This is a genomic window from Actinomyces bovis (assembly GCF_900444995.1).
In the GTDB taxonomy this organism is placed as follows: Bacteria; Actinomycetota; Actinomycetes; order Actinomycetales; family Actinomycetaceae; genus Actinomyces; species Actinomyces bovis.
On sequence record NZ_UAPQ01000001.1, the window covers coordinates 670,966 to 687,564 of the forward strand.

The 16,599-nt window shown below is 63.6% G+C and carries 8 protein-coding genes; all 8 read right to left on the bottom strand.

The genetic code is table 11. The annotated features are described in order from the left end of the window. Window positions 1–38 precede the first annotated feature (38 nt). The 8 genes from DR039_RS02920 to DR039_RS02955 all read right to left on the bottom strand — a co-directional run bounded on the left by DR039_RS02920 (window position 39) and on the right by DR039_RS02955 (window position 16,437). Complete coding sequence (locus tag DR039_RS02920; RefSeq protein WP_111835871.1) at window positions 39–929, bottom strand: hypothetical protein; 891 nt, start codon at window positions 927–929, stop codon at window positions 39–41. Continuing rightward, entirely contained in the window at window positions 922–3,669 is a 2,748-nt protein-coding gene (locus DR039_RS02925; protein WP_126622304.1) for a GAP1-N2 domain-containing protein, read from the bottom strand. The genes DR039_RS02920 and DR039_RS02925 overlap by 8 nt, the downstream gene beginning before the upstream one ends. Window positions 3,670–3,673: 4 nt before the next feature. After that, window positions 3,674–6,004, bottom strand: coding sequence for a hypothetical protein (locus DR039_RS02930; RefSeq protein WP_111835873.1), 2,331 nt, complete (start codon window positions 6,002–6,004; stop codon window positions 3,674–3,676). A 57-nt stretch (window positions 6,005–6,061) separates the two neighbouring features. After that, window positions 6,062–8,776, bottom strand: coding sequence for a hypothetical protein (locus tag DR039_RS02935; protein WP_111835874.1), 2,715 nt, complete (start codon window positions 8,774–8,776; stop codon window positions 6,062–6,064). Between the two features lies 1 nt (window position 8,777). Next, window positions 8,778–12,359, bottom strand: coding sequence for a tubulin-like doman-containing protein (locus DR039_RS02940; RefSeq protein ID WP_111835875.1), 3,582 nt, complete (start codon window positions 12,357–12,359; stop codon window positions 8,778–8,780). A gap of 60 nt (window positions 12,360–12,419) precedes the next feature. Further along, window positions 12,420–15,242 carry a VWA domain-containing protein gene (locus DR039_RS02945; RefSeq protein WP_111835876.1) on the bottom strand — a complete coding sequence of 941 codons (2,823 nt, stop codon included), beginning with the start codon at window positions 15,240–15,242 and terminating at the stop codon, window positions 12,420–12,422. A 5-nt stretch (window positions 15,243–15,247) separates the two neighbouring features. Beyond that, complete coding sequence (locus tag DR039_RS11050; protein ID WP_126622306.1) at window positions 15,248–15,811, bottom strand: hypothetical protein; 564 nt, start codon at window positions 15,809–15,811, stop codon at window positions 15,248–15,250. Window positions 15,812–15,894: 83 nt separating this feature from the next. After that, window positions 15,895–16,437 carry a hypothetical protein gene (locus DR039_RS02955; RefSeq protein ID WP_126622308.1) on the bottom strand — a complete coding sequence of 181 codons (543 nt, stop codon included), beginning with the start codon at window positions 16,435–16,437 and terminating at the stop codon, window positions 15,895–15,897. Window positions 16,438–16,599 lie beyond the last annotated feature (162 nt).

Below are 16,599 nucleotides of genomic sequence, written 5' to 3' on the forward strand. Positions count from 1 at the left end.
AACGCCAAGACGCGTAAAGCAATAGGGGCAAGCGGATTTCATCGGGTGGCTCCGATCTCTGAGGTGGGGCGGGTAAGCCAGTCAAGCAAAGGGGTGAGCACGTCAAGCGTGGCAGTACCGAAGGCACGATCCTCCCGCTCCAGCTCAACCCAGGCCGCCTCTGTAAGCGCCAAAGCGCCGGGGGTGGGCAAAGCGGTAAGCAGCTCAGCAGGACCAAATAGTAGGCATTCTGTGTCTCCCAAAGTGGGTGGGGCGTCCGTCAATAGCACTGGCCGCTCACTGCCACCCCGTTGGTAATCCACCGCACCCACCCCCTGAGCCTCAGCACCCCCCACGGGGAGCCGACGCACTGTTGGAGCAGGCACCCCCGCCGTCTGCGCCATCTCCTCCATGAAGCGCTGTAAAGCAGCCAAACGACCGGCGTGAGGGCGCATGGATACGGAAGTGTCCAGGCCCAGTTCGGTGATCGTGGGAACAAAAGCCTGCCCCGACTCCTGACGACGGCGCACGCACCAACCGCCCAGGCCCAAAGTGGCGTTCCCGCCCTCCCCCGGGGTGAGGACCAAGCCCTGCGGAGTACGTTCCAAACGCACCAACGCGCTTTCAACTTGACCCGCAATATCCAAGCCACGCAACACCCAAGACTGTTGGCCACCACCAGCCGAGATCACTAGGTCCACGGTCTCACCGACGCCGAAAGGATGCCCACCGGTAGCGATACCCCGCACCGTCACCGGAGTGCCAGCCAGCACTGACTTGACGGGGAAAGCCACAGTACTACGCCCCCCACCCAAGTACTTGGGCTTGGTGGCAGTGCCCAACACCTCCAACTGTGCTGGGGTGCGTTGCGCCAGCAAGTTCAATTCCAGCGCACCAAGCTCAGGGAGGACCTGGCGCTCCCATTCTCCGCTTCTGAGGATTTCAGGCATGGGATTCCTTTCCGGTGGATGATCCGCGCGAACCGAAGAGCCGTCGCAGCCCTGATACCGGCCCGTTTGCGGGAGCTAAGACACTCTTGTTGAACCACTTGCTGAAGCCTGGCGGATTACCTACCAGTTGGACCAAGCGTTCAGCCAAGGCACCTTGATCGTCCTGGTTTTGCGTGGCCAGACAAGCTCGGCAGACTGCTAGCGCCGCATCGTCACGCCCCACTAGTGCGGGCACAGAGGCTCTTTCTGCGGCGTCAAAGGTCTGCAGATGATGGTCCACATGGGCCGCCCATTCATCCGGCGTCCTGTCCTTATTCGAGCACCAAAACAAAAGCGCAGTGGGCATCTGCAGCCAAGCTTCCACCTCTGCCGCGTTTACGGGGGACACCAAGGTCGGGTCTTCCTGCAGCCTGCTCGGCAGGCCAGCCAATAGCTCCGGTGTGACCCACGCAGGCACCTGGGAAACCGGGTGCTGCTGCCACACGCTTAGCAGCAGGCCCGCCAATGCCTTGTCCCGGGCACGACCCAAAGAGCTCCGCCGAGGCCCATTTGCCTCCATAACTAGCTGTGACAATGCCTCCAGCACGTTTTGGCACAGGACCTGCGCGGAAGCCGGCGGTAGTCCCAGCAGGTGGAAGCGACTGAACATAGTCACCACACAACGAGCCGTATGGACGGAGAACCCTTGCATCCGAACCGATACAAGCTGCTGAACCGGGTGGCGTCGGCGCTGCAGGAACCAAGTCGCCAGCTCCTGCGATGCGTCATTATCAGGATGAGCCAGCGCGACTGCAGTGAGCAGTTCATCGCGGTCAAGCATGCCATCTGGGAGGCGCCGTGCCTGTTCTGGCGTGAGCTGATACGCCAGCTGTTCGACTAACTCTGGAGTACAGCGCAGCTGCAGTCCCGAGCGGGCGGCACCGTCTATCAGCGCCGCGACGGCGTCGGTGCCCTCCGGCAGCGCACGTGCACCCAGATTGCCGCAAACCACCGCAGCTGCCAGTTCCCCGCCGAGCCAAGGACCAAGGTGGTCAAGGTCTTGTGCAGCCCAGACCAGAGGACCGGGTAAATGAGCGGGAAGTGTCCAAGGTGCTGCTGCTACCGCCTCCGCCTGAAGCATCACATCCACCCGCTGTGCGAGCAGCGCACGGGTCGACTGGCTGATCGGCGTCGCCAACAGCCGTTCCAAGTCCCTGCCACGCGGCTGAATCAACAGCGCGCACACGCCTTGCAAGAGTTCGTCCACGTAATCGCCCGGCAGCTGGATACCGTCGCGAATCAGCCGATCAGCAAGTACCAATCGGAGCAGCAGATCCGGTCCCTGGGACTCCACCGTGCGCAGCATGGTTCTAAGCAGGCCGGATAACGCGGAGGCGTTCTCTGGGGCCGCGCTCCAGGTGCGCAAGAAGCGATGAGTGCCCGGGTCAGGCTGCCGCTGCGGGTCCAAGAGCCATTCACGGGAAAGAGCAGCGGTCTCTAGGTACTTAGAGACCAACCCCGCGACCACAGTGTTCAGCCTCTGGTTATCTGGGATCGCCTCCAGGCGTTTCCACCAACGCGCGGGATCCTGGGTGGAGGAACCCAGCACGCGAGCTGAGATTACCTGGGCCAGATATGGCTGATTGCTTAGCTCTGCGGGCCAACAAACCACGAGTTCATGCTCGATGGACTCGTCTAAGCCGGTGCCCGCTATGTCACCCAGCAGCCCCGGATCGCAGCACTCTGCCACCGCCAGGGGCCAACCGGGAGACAAGGTGCGGTGGTCGCTAAGTAAGCTGAGGATATCCCGCTGCGCCTGCGTGCCAGCCATCCAGGAACCCAAGTTTTGGGCGACGGCATAGACCAAGCGGCCCCATCCCGTACGAGGTAACTCCGTAGGGGGTGCCGCCGGGTCAATGACTAGCGCCTTGGCACGACCCGCAGCCTCTAGGTCAGATCTAGGCATGAACACCAAGTCCAGACCTTTGCCAGCCACCCGCTCCAGGTCTCTAGAGCCCGCGATTCGCTCCAGCGTGGAAAAGCCCAGCCGCCCGGTGGTCGCAGGCGCGCAGGTCAGCTGCAGGCAAGCCACCCAAAGGGCGGCCTCATCGGTGGAATCGCAAGCCACCGCCACCACCGACGTCGGCTGCACTGAGCAGTCCGCACCTGCCAGGCGCTGAATCAGCCGCTCTTCCAGAGCGTCAGCGAGCGCTGCGAGGACGGGCCCCCGTGGCGCAGCAGCGATGAAAGCCGCCACCGTATCCTCAGTGACCGCCATGCCAGGCACTATGGCGGCGGGATCAGGCAGGCTCGCCTCCCGCACCTGCTCCGGCCCAAAAGGCACCACCCAGCCAGCGGAACGCCACAGCGCCGCCGTCGGCACTGTGGGCGCAGGCTGCTCCGGCAGGAGCAACACGTGGCTGATCGTATTGGGCCGGCCAGTGGTGTCCACGCCCGCAGGCGCGGTATGCACCAGGGCCGTGCCGATTCCCAAAGGGGTTTGCGCCATCCGCCTTTCCGCCGTCGCCACCTCTTCCGGGGTGGGAAAGCCAGGCAAGGCGCGGGGCGGGTTGAGGATAGGCTCCACCAGATTGAGCAGGAGCTTGCTAGCAGCCTCATCCAGCCCGGAAGAGACCTCCATGGTCTGCCACCCGGAGGTGGATCGGCCGTCAACCACCCGGTCCACATTGGAGTAAAGGAGCTGCTCTGCCGCTCTAGTTCCCTGGCGGGATGCGGCAGCCTGGCCCGAGTCGATACTCATCACCTCACCGCCGTTTGGTCAGGCTGTTCAGATCTGGATCCACCAGTGCGTAGTGCTCCAGGGCCAGCTGTCCATATTCAGGATTGATTTGGGAGGTGGACGAGGAGTTGATCATTAAGCGCAAATAGCCTGGGGACAGCTTCGCGTGGTCAAACCACAAATTCACCGCTCCCTGATCACCTGGCAGCGCCACCAATATAACTGTCTGCTGGCCGCCATCCTTGGTGGGACGTTCTGTGTACAAGGGCACGGCCTCGCCGTCCTCGGGGCTCAATGGCAAGCGCTCAGGGTTGTGGAGCAGCACCATGCTGACGGCCCCCCTAGGGTCAGTGAAGCCTTGTAGGGCCCGCACCTGCACCTCCACATAGGTCTGCCGGAGCACCGCCGCAGCCGCGCGCCCAAAGCCTTTGAGACCAAATACCTCGCCAGGCCAATCGAGCTGGTACGCATAGACCCAACGCGGAGGCACCACCACGGAGGCCACCGGCGAGGGGATCTGTTTGCCCTCCAGATAAGTCAGAGAGTTCAGGTGTAAGGCACCACCTTGGGGTGGCAGCGCCGGCGAGAGTACAAAGCCGCCACGGTCCCGGTACAGCTCCTTATCGACGGTTAACACTGGCGGAGTGGCAGGGTCCATCGTCTGCCCGGGCAGGGTGTGCCGCAGCTCCACCGAGGCCGCATCACCAGGCCAGGTGAAGGTGACCAGGTCCCAGCTAAGACGGCGTACCAAGGTCAGGTTGCGCACCCCACCTGCCCGCTTGAGCCGCAGCGGCGTGCCGATCACTGCCAGATCCTCTGAACGCAGCGTGACCGGGGTGAGATACACCGCGTCCCAGTCCTCCCCATCGGGCCAAGGCACGTCAGTGAGCGTTAACTGGCACCTAGTGGAACCAGGGATCTCTGCCAACTGCGCGAGCTTAGTGCTGATCCGTGAGTCCTCCGTGAGGTTCGCATCAGCCAGACTCGTCACGGGGATTTCGTCACGCGAACGAGCCTCTGCCGACACGGGTTTCTGTGTGCGGTACAAAGCCACTTTGGTGTTTGGGTCTTGGCTCCAGCTGACAGTGAGGGTGGAGGGGCGCAGCCCATCTGGGTCAGGCACTTCGACCGCCGTCAGGTCAGCAATCCGTTCTACAACCACCTCCGGCACAATCGAGCGCAACACCGGTTTGGAGCTGTGTACCTGGCCATTAGAGGTCACCTCGACGGCGGCCACATAGTTGTACTTCTTGCCACCCACCACCTCCGAGTCCCGGAAGCCGGAGCCATTGTTGGGAATCTCGTAGCTGAGCCAGGAGGCGTTGCGGATGAAGCGTCCGGGCGGCTGGTCCAGCGGTAGGCGGGCAGCCAAGACCTTGGCGGTGAGTCCCGCAGGGGCCACCGGCGGCACCCAGCTGCCCACCACAGAGCCGGTCTCCTGCTCCATGTTCAATTCCCAGTCCTGCAGATCGTGCACAACCACCTTGGAGGCAACCCGGCGGCACTGCCCTAAGGAATCGCCAATGCACTGGTACGCCCAGACCGTCACGAAGCGCACCGCCGTGGTAGTGGGAGTGGAATCCCAGGCTTGAGTGCTGCGGGTTGCAGCTACCTCCTCAAAGTCGTCGGGGCTGTACGGGTCCTCCATGTCGGAGACGATGACGCGATAGACCTCGCCTTCGCCCGGGTCTGGCCAGGTATAGCGCAAACGGTCCTCAAAGCGTTCCACGGTCACCGGAATGTGCTGCCCCTCCGCCTCAGCGGAGTCCAGGTCGTCGCGCGAAAAGTCGTAGGTGGGGAACTGGAAGGTCTCTTGCGGCTCCTCCATGGGGGCCGGATAACTGCTGGATGACGCCGCCGTGGACGCTGGCGCGGAGGCCGGGGGCACCGTCGCTGTAGACGGCTCGGCTGAGGATGCAGCTCCGGCAGCTGGCGTAGAGGCTGAGAAATCGGCATCGGACTGAACCGAAGGTGCCCCCGTTACAGCCGGACGATCCGTTGAGGCGGCTGCAGCGGCAATCTCTGGGGCAGCCTGCTGAGTGATGGCTGGATCCTGCCCTGGCAGAGCCTGGGCCCCCGCCTGCGCCGCGACGCCGTCGGAGTCCGCGGGTCCAAACCGCTGGTTTAGCCACTGTGCCAATGGCGCCGCCACCGTCTCGTAGAGTTCTATGCGCCCCGCCAACACCATCTGCACAATAACCGCAGGGGAGAACACGGTGCCGCCAGGCACTTCCGTGCCAGCAGCGCGCACCTTCATCCAAGACGAGGGCGGCAGCTCCGCACGAGCCTCCTCACTGGCGACGTCGCTGGCCCACTGGGTCATCGCGTTCATGAAATCACGCAGGCTGACTGGCATTGATCTGTTCCTTCGAGGACACGGGATGGTTAGGGCAGGAGGCTGAACACAGGCGACTCAGTACTCAAGGTTGCCAAAAGGCGAGCTGGGGGCGGAGCTTTCCGCATCCGGGGCGGAGCTTGGCGGCTGTGCTGAACCGTAACCACTATATTCAGGCTCTTCCAATCGGAAGCTCGGCATATTGCCTGCTGGCTCAGGGTAGAAAAAGTCAGCGGCTGGCACGGGTTGAGTGGATGCCACCAGCACCAGGGTCTGGCTCAAGCCCTCATTAGACTCAGCGAACCAGTGCCCAGCCGAGGTGGTCAGTGCCCTACCGCCCGAGCGCGCTCCCGCGCCCAGGACATCAGGCACGACAGACCGCGGCTGTGCGGACTCTAAATCACGGCGGTAATCAGGCAGGCGACGGCGTCCCTGGCCCGGCAACACCGCCTCCAGCTCTAGTTCAATACCAGAGCGGCTAGCCAACACTTCCAAGCACCGGGTCCAGTGCTCCGCACCAGCAGAGGAACGCACGCCCTTAAGTGCGAGTGCCTGAGCCCAGTTGCTGATTGCTGAGCCCGGGGTGCCCTGTTCCGTCAGCAAGTCCAGTTGGCGGTTGTTGAAGCGGGTCCTTTGCTCCGGGGTGAGGTCTTCCTTGACGGTGCGGTACATGGCCTCCCAGGCGTCATTGAGCCAACCGACCCGGAAAACCCGTCCGCGTAGCTCCGCAGCGACGTCGGCCACGTGGCCCGGCTCAGCTTCAACCTTGACCCGCTGCAAAGCTGCAGGCAGCACGGTCTCATGCTCGCGGTCGGTACGCTGCGTGGCCCGCTCCCCCAAGGGGTCAGAAATAAAGGTGGTGGTGATCGTGGCCCATTGCTCGAACTGGCTGTAGGCGGCCCCCTGCGCGGCCAGGTCCTCCACCGCTAGGCGCAGGTTTGCGGTGAGCAGAGGTACCCGCTGTTCCTGGTCCTCGGCCCTAAAGAGCAACTGGAATACTTCTCGTTGCCGCTTCACAAAGGTGATAACCGAGGCCACCAGCCAGACAATGATTGCAACCACAGAGATGATGGCCATAAGCATCCAGCCGATGCTTCCCAGAAGTGTCAGTACCAGTGGCACACCCACGACCACCAGCAGCGCCAGCAGCATCAAGCGCAGGATCTTGGCCAGGCGGCGCTGCTTGCGCTCAGTTTCCGGGCCCAGGTCCTGAGATACGAGCTCTTGGAGCTGAGCGCTCAGGAAGGCAATGTCTGCGCGAGTGGCTTCAAAGGTGGTGGCCAGAGAACGTCCTAGCAAGGGGATAAAGCTGGCTTCACAAGTGCGGCGCCACTGTTCTAGGCGCCCCAGCTGCTCTCGCGCGGACTGCGCCTGCGCGTCAGAGCCTGCTGCTGCGCGCCGCAAGGCGCGGTCGATATGCTCGACCTCCAGCGCATCCCAGGGGGCAATGGCAGTGCCCGCCGGCAAAGCACCTAGATTCTGCTGCAAAACATATGAGTTCTCAGCGGCGGAGGGGGCCACCAGACCGCGTTGGGGCACGTAGCCTTCGTAGGCTGCAATGCCCAGACTTTCGCAGTTGGAGCCAGACAGCAAAGAGATCGAGCCGTCCAGCAGGTCCTTCCACAAGGCACCGAAGTCCCTGGCACCGTGTTGCCCAGAGCTGGGGAAATCAGCAGGCATAGTGGCGCTGGCATTGGCAGCGGCGGTAGCCAGCTCTCGCCAGCCCACGGGTTGTCCCGTGTCGTCAACTCCGCCCACAACCACCCGCACTTGCGAGCCCTCACCAAAGACGGTCTGCGCCACTGAGCGCGCCACCGTCGTCTTCATGGCACGTACCCGCGAGCGCAGCCAGTCACTGGGCGCTCCCATAATTGCCTTAGCTAGGAAGGAGAAGAACAAGGTGATGGCTTTCCAGGCTCCCACCGAGCGTTCAGCGCCGGACGCGGGCAGCTCCGCCATGGGGCGGCGCAAGGTGGCCGTGTGGCGCTGATGCCAGGTCTGCGCGGCGGCCATAACGCGCCCAGCCGGGTCTGGGAAGGCGTTGATCCACTGCTGAGTCTCACCACGGATCGGCTGCGGGTAGGTGGCGCCGACCTTGGTGACCTGGCCGCGTAGCAGGTCTTCTACGGCGTGGGCGTCTGTGACACGCACGAAGCTGCGGGCGACCTCCACATAAGTGGAACCACTCGCCGGAGAGTTCTCTTGGGGAGCACGCTCAACGGCGCCGCAGATTCCGGCTTGGGCGGCTAGGCCGACGGCGGCGGCGCCTGCTACTAACTCGGGGTGTTGCCACCAGCCATTGGCACTGTAGGCGGGGTCCGCAGTGGATTCTGGGGAGAGCATGACGTTGTTCCAGCCCTGGTGCCCGAGTTCAGCAGGCAGGGGCTGATCGCTCCAGGGCACCAGCACTCGCACGCATTCGCGCACGGCACCTCCGGCGATACCCAGGCCTTGGAAGTGCAACTCTGCGTTGGCGCTGAGAGCATCCTGGGAGGGGTGTCCAACAGGCACTACCACCAGCAGACGTACCCGCGTCAGGCCGTAGCGGTTGGCCACCGGGGCAAAGCTGGTGACAGTGCTGCGCCCCTGCACCACGGCGACCGTGCTGGGGTCATGGAATGAGCGATTATCCCTGGGCTCTGGCACCGACTCAATCCAGTGGAAGGGGGCAAGCACTCCCGAAGCAGAGAGATCAGTCAAGGCTGCCAGCAGGGGCCGCTGGCTGGGAGGAGCGATGAAGACGACGGCGGTATCCCGCACCTCGGTGTTCTGGGACGGCTGGTTTTGGTGCATTTCAGTACTCCATCCCACCGAGGTTGGTTGCAGCAGCGGGGGCGCCTGCGGGGGTGATCTTGGCCAAGACCTCACGCACAGCTTTTAGCTCGGTGAGCATCTCCTGAGCTAGGTCAATGCTGAGGGGGGCGGTGGCTACTAATTCACGACGGCGGAAGTTGGTCCAGTGACCCGGTTCGTCTGCTTTGCCGGGACCGGGTAGGTAGTTGGTCTCTAGGTCTTGGCAGACAGCGTCCACGAAGGCCAGCAGGGTGGTTCTGCGCTCCTCGGCGGAGGTGGTGACCGACAGGTTTACCACTGGGGTGAGGCCGTCTACGGCGCCGTCGCTAAGCAGGGTGGCGAGCATGGTCTCTACCGGTGTGGCGGAGCCAAAGCGTTCCTGATGGCCGTTGGCGCCGTCGTCAGCCCAGCGCCGCAGCACCGCCCAGGGGCGGAAGGCTGCTAGGCCGTCGCGGCCCACCCGCAGGTAGGCGAGCAGCGAGGACTCCAACACAGCAGGTAGCCAGGCGTTAGGAGAAATCATCTGCGACGGCGGAGTGAGCATGGGAGCTGGGAACTCCGCCCATTCCCGGTTCTCCCGGTCCCAGATGCGCACAGGGTGCTGGTCGTCAACCTGGCTCCACGGGTCACGTGCAATGCCTCCGGCCAGGGTCGCAGCCCACCAACCGCGCACCATGGCGCGGCGCTCGTCATCGCCCACGGGTAGGCCACCGGGCAGGGGGCGGGCGCGGCGGAACTGCCAGAAGGACTGACGTGCTCCGGCGGAACTGGAGGCCGCATCCCACACCTCCGCCACGGATTTGAGTAGCCCGGAGTAAGCCACTGGCAGGGTGCGCGGGTAAGAGCCAAAGACGTCCACACGCGCGACGTCGTCGTCCCCAAGGTTGCGCTCAAAGCTAGCTGTCACCAGGTCGGTATCAAAGGTGTCTGAGTGGCGCAGTTGCTCTAGGAACTCCGCAGCCACCACCTGGTTGCGGAAGGGGATAGTAGAGAAATTGAAGGTCAGGCGGGGGAAGTCCCCGTTGTGCAACCGGGCGTAGACCTGCTCGTCAATCTCCACCAGCGGGCGAGCCATCTCCAGGGCGCGCCCCAGCCCCGCCAAAATAGCTTTGGCGCGCTGCTCACGCTCGTGCTCCCCAACGGTCTCATCATTCAAATAGCCACGCAGGGACTGGGAAGTAAAGGCCTCGAAGGCCTCTCCTCGGCGACTGACGAAGGCGCGAGCCCGGCCCAACAGATCTGCGGGACGCAGGCGCAGCTCGTAGCGAGCGGGAGTGGGCAGGCTGCCTTGAGTGGCGCCAGGTAGGCCCTGAGGCACCCAGGAAGTGGCGACCGTCAGCAGGTCTGCGGGAGCGGGATCACCAGCGCCCTGCTCCCACACGCCGGTGATAACCTCCTGCACCACTGCCTGGTAGGCCTTGGCCACCTCATCTCGGGCACCAGCGGGGGCAGCATCCTTGACATGCATGGAGAAGCTGTTCGCGTAGGTGCCCACCTCCATGAGCACCACCTCATTGTGCGCGGTGGCGAAGCGCCGGGGCACCACAGCGGTCTGCCCTTGACCCGGCTGAGCCTCCTCTGGCCAAGCTGCATAGAGGTCAGTGGCTACGTCCGCCACCCCGAAGGCACTGCGCTTATCAGCGCGAGCGGACTCCAATACCTTGCGCGCATCGTTAAGGACGTTTTCCAGGGGCTTGACGCCGGAGGCAGCCAGATCCCGCACCACAGGGGCCAGATCCTGCGCCACCTGGGCGGCCAGCCAGAAGAAGACCTGCTCGCTCAGCGAGGCCTGCATCTCGTTCTCTAGACCTTGCAAGCCCTCAGAGCCAAGAGTGCCCTTACCCATGGCGCGGACCCGCTGCATCATGCCTGCGGGTGCGGCCAGCGGCTGGGTGCGCTCAGCAGCGCCAATGACCTGGAGATGGTCTGCCAGCATGAGCAGCACGCCGCCACTTTGGCGCAGATGGGTCAGGACGGTCAGGGCGAAAGGAATACCCAGCTCGGCCACGTCCAGGCGGGTGTTTTCAGCTAGGTGCTGGGCCAGCTCCTGGGCCAAGGTAAGGGCCATGACCGAGGCGATGCGGCTGAGTTCCGCGGTGACCTGGGGTGCTTGACTCATAAGCCAGCGTTCGTTGGTGTCAGCCCAGTCAGCCGGGGTGATGCCTCCCATAGTGGTCATCTTGCGGCTAAACAGGGCGTTGACCACCTCGCGGGCGCGCTCACGCAGGGTGCGCTCGTTGACGGTGGCGCTGCTCTGCTCGGAAAGGATCCAGGAGACTGTGGCCTGGTCCACCGCCTGACTGCCAGCTAAAACAGTTCCGCTGGCGGGTTGTGGCAGGCCCAGGCGGGACAGTTCCAGGGACGCGCGGTTGGCCCACAGATCGGCCAGGCGCTGAGTGTCACCGGTGGTGTCCCCTGGGAGTTTGAAGCCATCCAGCGCGTGGTCCACAGCGCGGCGGGCAATGCGTTGGGCGGCGTATTCGGCGTAGCGGTCACGACCGGTGGACAGGGAGGCATAGCCGAAGGAGGACCAGGCGGTATCAGTAGGGTCTACGCCCCAGCCCACCAGCTCACGGTTGGGGACCACGACCATATTCGCGATGTCATAGCTTACGAAGTCACGGAAGGCCGGTGAGGAAATGTACCGGGCTAGGCCGCGCCCTATGCCCCGGAATACGCCTTCTGAGGTGCCGTCGCCGAAAACTGCGCCAGTGCCACCGGCCTTCAAACCTATAGGGGTAACGCGCTTGAAGGCCCGCGGCGCGCGGTTGTTAAGGCCCAGAGAAGCATAGAGGGCCTCGTCCTGACTGGCGGTGGTGCCTGCGGCACCCGCCTGGGCAGCCACAATCTCCCCCAGCATGGCCAGGGTGTTGCCGGGCATGCCTGCGCGCAGGTGGGTGGGCACGGAGTTGAAGGCTTCGGCGGTGTAGAGGAATACGGAGATGTTTTGCGGGTCGATAGCTGGGGTGGTGTTAGCACCCGCTACCAGGCGGCAAACATCCAGGGTCATGGAGGCACCAGAGCCACCTGCCATGGAGGAAACCACCAGAACCATGGGAGGCGCAGCGGTATCTGGGGCCGAGCCGACGCCAGGCACCGCGGCAGCGACTCTGGCTGCTTGCGCCTGGGACTCGGGTGAGGCCATGCGAGCCATGGCGGCCTGCACCGCCCGGGAGACATCACTGATCTTGGTCAGCATTAGCAGGCGGCCGATACCCCGGAACTGGCCGGCACCCACGGTGACGGGGAAGGCGACGTCGCGTGGTGCTCGGGGCATCCAGGAAGCCAATTGCCGCAGCCCGTCTGGGGCACTGCGTTGCAGGTGCTCGGTGAGATACTGGTCAACGACGGCGTAATCGCCTGAGGCCACACCGCAAGCGACGTAGGCGCCGCCCTGTTTGCTTACAGATCCGACGGCCTTGCCCTCTTCCTCCTGCAGCGGGGTGTCCACGTTGAGGAATTGCCAGCAACCTGGGATCTCCTTAATCCCATGGACCGCTAGGTCAGCACGCAACTGATCCATCATGTACGCCAAGGTCTTAGCACCTGAGCCGCCACATCCAATTACGAGAACCTTGTACATCTGCGCTTATTCCTTTCCGCCGCCTTAACGACGTCGCGACCTGTGGCCTGCGTGTTTTGGTCAGTTTGTCTGGTTTGGGCCAGTGGGCCAGCCGGAGGTGCCACCCCCAGCGAAGGGGCTAGGCATGGGGCCGCTGCCCGCAGCGAATGGGTTCGGGGTCGGGGCACTCGTACCCGCAGCGAAGGGGTTACCAGCAGGGATAGCTGCGCCCGAGGAGGCGCCGCCAGCGGAGCCAAAGGGGTTAGTAGGACCTTCAGGGCTGCCCGTCTGCTCTGGCGAATTCGGCTGTGGGAAGGCGTCCGCTACGGCCCGACCAAGGCGTTCTGCGGCATCGGCAGTGATGCGGTCGATGGCCTCCTGGTCGCCATAGGCCGAGAGCACCAGCAGGCTCACCCGTTTAGGTGAATCAAGCTGATCAGCAATAGCCATCCAGCTGCCGCGCACTGCCAGCGGGAGCGTGTCCCGGCCAGTGCTGGAGCCGTCAGGGCCGCCACAGACAGTCAGGGCCTCAGGCGACACCAAGCGCACGCGCGGCACAGAGGTGGGCGACCAGCCAAGACGTACTTGCAGGCGGTAACCGTTTACATCGATCTGGCGAGAAGCTTTAGCCACAGAGCCACTTTGCAACTCCTGCGGCTGGAAGCTGATGCTGGCAGCGTGGCCTGGCTCAGGCACCTCCACTACCTTCACACCGCTGACCAGTGAACCTGCAGGAACGCGACCCGCCAGGAAACGGAAGAGGTAGAGCAGTACCACGGGGATAGCAACTCCGGCCAACAGCACCAGCACGAAAGTGGACCAAGCCGTACCGACGTTCAGGGGACGCCGCATGTCAGCCGTGAAGGGGACCTCCACCTGCTGCGCCCGCTCCGGATGATCCTTTGGCGCCACCGTCACCTTGAGCGCACCGGTGACAGCGCCGTTGGCGTGGTTGGTAGTGCTCAGCGTCAGGGGCAGGCTGCCAGTAGCAGCCTCATCCACGCTCACGCAGGTGTCTGGGCTACTGGCCTGCGCGCTGACGGTGATGGTGCCAGCCTCAGCCGGGGCGCCTGTCAAGGTGACGTCCTTGGCCTCCAGCCACACGCAGCCAGGCCCCGTGACTGATAGGTCCATACTGGCTTGGTTCTGTTTCTCCAGCCTGCCAAAGTCTACCTTTTGACCCAGCACCGGGAAATCCAGTGGGGGGTTCACGGTGACGGGCACAGACGCGAGGGTGGGGGCCAGGGTGGTGCCCTCAATAGTCTTGCCGTTCGCCTTAACTGCAGCTGTGGTAACAGTGGCCGAGGTGATCACTGCGCCCTTACCTAGCGCGGCCTCGGCTGGCACCTGGAAGCTTTGCGGTTGACTGAGCTGGGACAAGTCCGTGGACTCAAGCAGTTTGTGTTGCGTGCCTTGCGAGTCTTCCAGCACGACGGCGTAGGTCACTGAGCCCTTCACTCGGGAAGCTTCCAGCGCAGCGCCGCCAGAACGCTCCAGCAACGCAATCTGCGCATTCTCTGTCTTCTCACCTTGCCTGAGCGTCACCTCTGCAAGGTTTTTCCAAGCTAGGGTCAGCGGCGAAGACAAGTGGGTATTGATATGCACTTCTTGGCCCTGAGAGCCAGACTTTTTGTCTACGAAGGCTAGGCGCCACTGGCCGTCCCAAGTGGTGACGTCTTTAGCCGCTAAGTCAATCTGCAGCGTCTTATCTGTCAGCCACTCAGAGCGCACCCCCTGCTGGTTCTGTGCTCCTTTGGTCTCTGAGGGCAGAACCAGCGGAGAGCTCGCACCGGGTGCGATCAGTTGTGCTTCCAAGCCTGCAACATCGGCGGTAGCTAGAACGTGCACTTCAGGTAACGTGCCGTCCAGCACGAAGCTCGTCTCACCTTCTTCGCAGACCTTGCCCTGGCAGATCTTGACCTGGCTCTGCGACACCTGTGACCCGGGGGCCGAGATGGAGTCGAAAGCGAGTAGTAGAGAGTCGATGTCAGCCACTTCATAGAAGGAGCCGCGAGGTTTGCTGACGCCACCGCAGGCCTCCACGCCAGTCTCGGCAGCCTGTACGCCGCCTCCGGAAACGACCCGACGCATCAAGCCAAAGTCTGCTCCACCGGTAGATAGACCAACGCCCAGGAGGGTGATGTTTGAGGAGCGCAACTGGTCCGCTAGACCGGTGGAGCGGCATAGGTCCTGGGTCCCCTGCTGCTCAGCGGCGGTCACCCCGGCCTCAGTGGTTAGGGAGGCGCCGGGCGCATATGGCTTGGTGGTGCCGAACTTGTCTTTGGCGGCATCGGTGTCGCGAAGGTCTAGGTCGAAGGCGCCATCAGAGAACCAGGTGATGGCCTTGCAACCACCGGCCGCGTGATCTGAGAGGTCCTGCCGGGCCCCTTCCAGTGCTGTCCAATAGTCGGTGTCATAGTCCTTGATATCGTCACCGACAGTGGTAATTGCGGACTCGACGGTGGGACGGGTGGAGTCGCTAAGCGTGGCCCAGTCCCCCTGCGGGGCGTAGTTGGCGGCAAAGCCAGCCACCCGCACGTCAAGCTTAAATCCGGTCCGCTTGGTGAACTCGTTGAGCCTCCCAGTGAGGTACTTAGCTGAAGTCACTCGGCTCTTGTGCGGGTCGGTGGTGTTCAAGGAACCGGACTGGTCCATGAGCAGGAGCAGGGACCCCTGGCCCTGGCCTGCCAGACAGGCACCGAACTCGGCTAGGCCTGACTGGGCATTGGACTTTTGCTCATCAGCCTGCGATTGGGGACTCCACACAAGCAGGCTGCTGGCCATGATGCAGGTGGCAGAAAGGAGTCCCAGGAGGCGACGGCGTGCCTGGCGGCGGGTACGCCGTATAGCACTCTGAGACACCGCGGTGGGCTGGGTGCCCGTGCCGTTAACAAGGTGTCGCACTTGCCTCACATCCTTCCGACGTACAGGGCAATGCGCGCTGCTGCTGCCACGACCGCCAGCAGAGCCACGACCACCGCAGCCCGGTATAACCAGTTGTGCCAACTGTTGCTTAAGTATCCGGGCGCTGCCTGGCGCCGCGCGTTGCGCACCAGGAACACGGCGGTTAGTCCGAGGCCTACCAGAGCCGCTAGTGCCCAAGCCAGAACGCTAATGCTGATTTCCTCAAACAGTCCAGCCAGCACCAGGCCGCCGATGGAAGCCGCCAACGAGCCGTACAGCAAGCCTGTGGGGGCGGTAACCGTAGTGAAGGCGCGGACGCTAGAACTCGTGGTACCGCCCCAAAGATCCCCTGTTGCCGCTGTCGCTACTGGTGCCGGAAAGGGTGAAGGGGAGGCAGTGGTTGAGATGCCAGGTGCCGGGGCGGGCGCGCTGGGCTGCGGCACAGCGGGCTGCAGCGTCGGGAACGAACCACCCAGGCCACCTGACGTGGGCTCTGTGGAACCGGGATTGCCGGTTGGTGCAGCACCCCACGGGCCGATCGGGGGAAGGGAGGAACCTGGCGTACTCATGGGATTCTCGTCCTGTGTTTTTCCGTCTGCGTCTAGGTGGATGGCTGTAGGGGCTTAGGCACTTTGGCAGTGCACTGGTAGGCCTATGGGGTAGTTGTTGGTGTGGGGGCGGCTGGGTTGTTAGTTCCCTTGAGCTTGTTTAAGCCCTCTATGACCTGTTCGCGACCCGGCACCTTGATCCCGAAAGCCTCTAGGGCGTCATAGACCTTATTTACGTCCTGCGGCTCAATGCGGGCAGCGTAGTCGTCAACGCTGGCCACGGTCTGGGCTCCTAGCGCTTGGGCACCTTGATGAGTTCCCTCGGCAGCGGCTACGGCAGGGAGCACCATCGCAGCGATGAACAGCAATGCTGGCACCAGCCTGGGACGGGAGCGCACTAAGCCAACTAGGGCGGTCACCGAGCCAACTAGCGCAAGGAGAGCGCCGAGTGCGAAGCCTCCCAGAGCTCCACCGTTCAATAGACCAGATTCCCCAAGTAGGACCGCGAAGATACGAATAGAGGCAAGCAACTGGTAGGAGGACCAGGCCAGGAGGACTACCGCGCAGATGGTCAGCAAGGCACCCGCCAGCACCGTACGGGAGCGCTGCTTCACCTTAGCCGGTACCAGACCAGATGGCGGCTGCACCGGCAGCGGCTGCGGGGTGGGCGAGGTCTGTTGGGAAGGGTAGGGGGCCGGTAGGGCGGCTTGGAAGGGCGACGGCGTCGTCGCGGCAGACGCAAAAGGAGAGGCGGTGGGAGCCGCGGAACCTGGAGCGAGCTGCCGAGCAGTGTCCTGCCAACCTGGGGA

Coding starts and splice junctions, on each gene's coding strand:
- DR039_RS02920 (WP_111835871.1), bottom strand. CDS start 929: ATGCCTGAAATCCTCAGAAGCGGAGAATGGGAGCGCCAGGTCCTCCCT.
- DR039_RS02925 (WP_126622304.1), bottom strand. CDS start 3,669: ATGAGTATCGACTCGGGCCAGGCTGCCGCATCCCGCCAGGGAACTAGA.
- DR039_RS02930 (WP_111835873.1), bottom strand. CDS start 6,004: ATGCCAGTCAGCCTGCGTGATTTCATGAACGCGATGACCCAGTGGGCC.
- DR039_RS02935 (WP_111835874.1), bottom strand. CDS start 8,776: ATGCACCAAAACCAGCCGTCCCAGAACACCGAGGTGCGGGATACCGCC.
- DR039_RS02940 (WP_111835875.1), bottom strand. CDS start 12,359: ATGTACAAGGTTCTCGTAATTGGATGTGGCGGCTCAGGTGCTAAGACC.
- DR039_RS11050 (WP_126622306.1), bottom strand. CDS start 15,811: ATGAGTACGCCAGGTTCCTCCCTTCCCCCGATCGGCCCGTGGGGTGCT.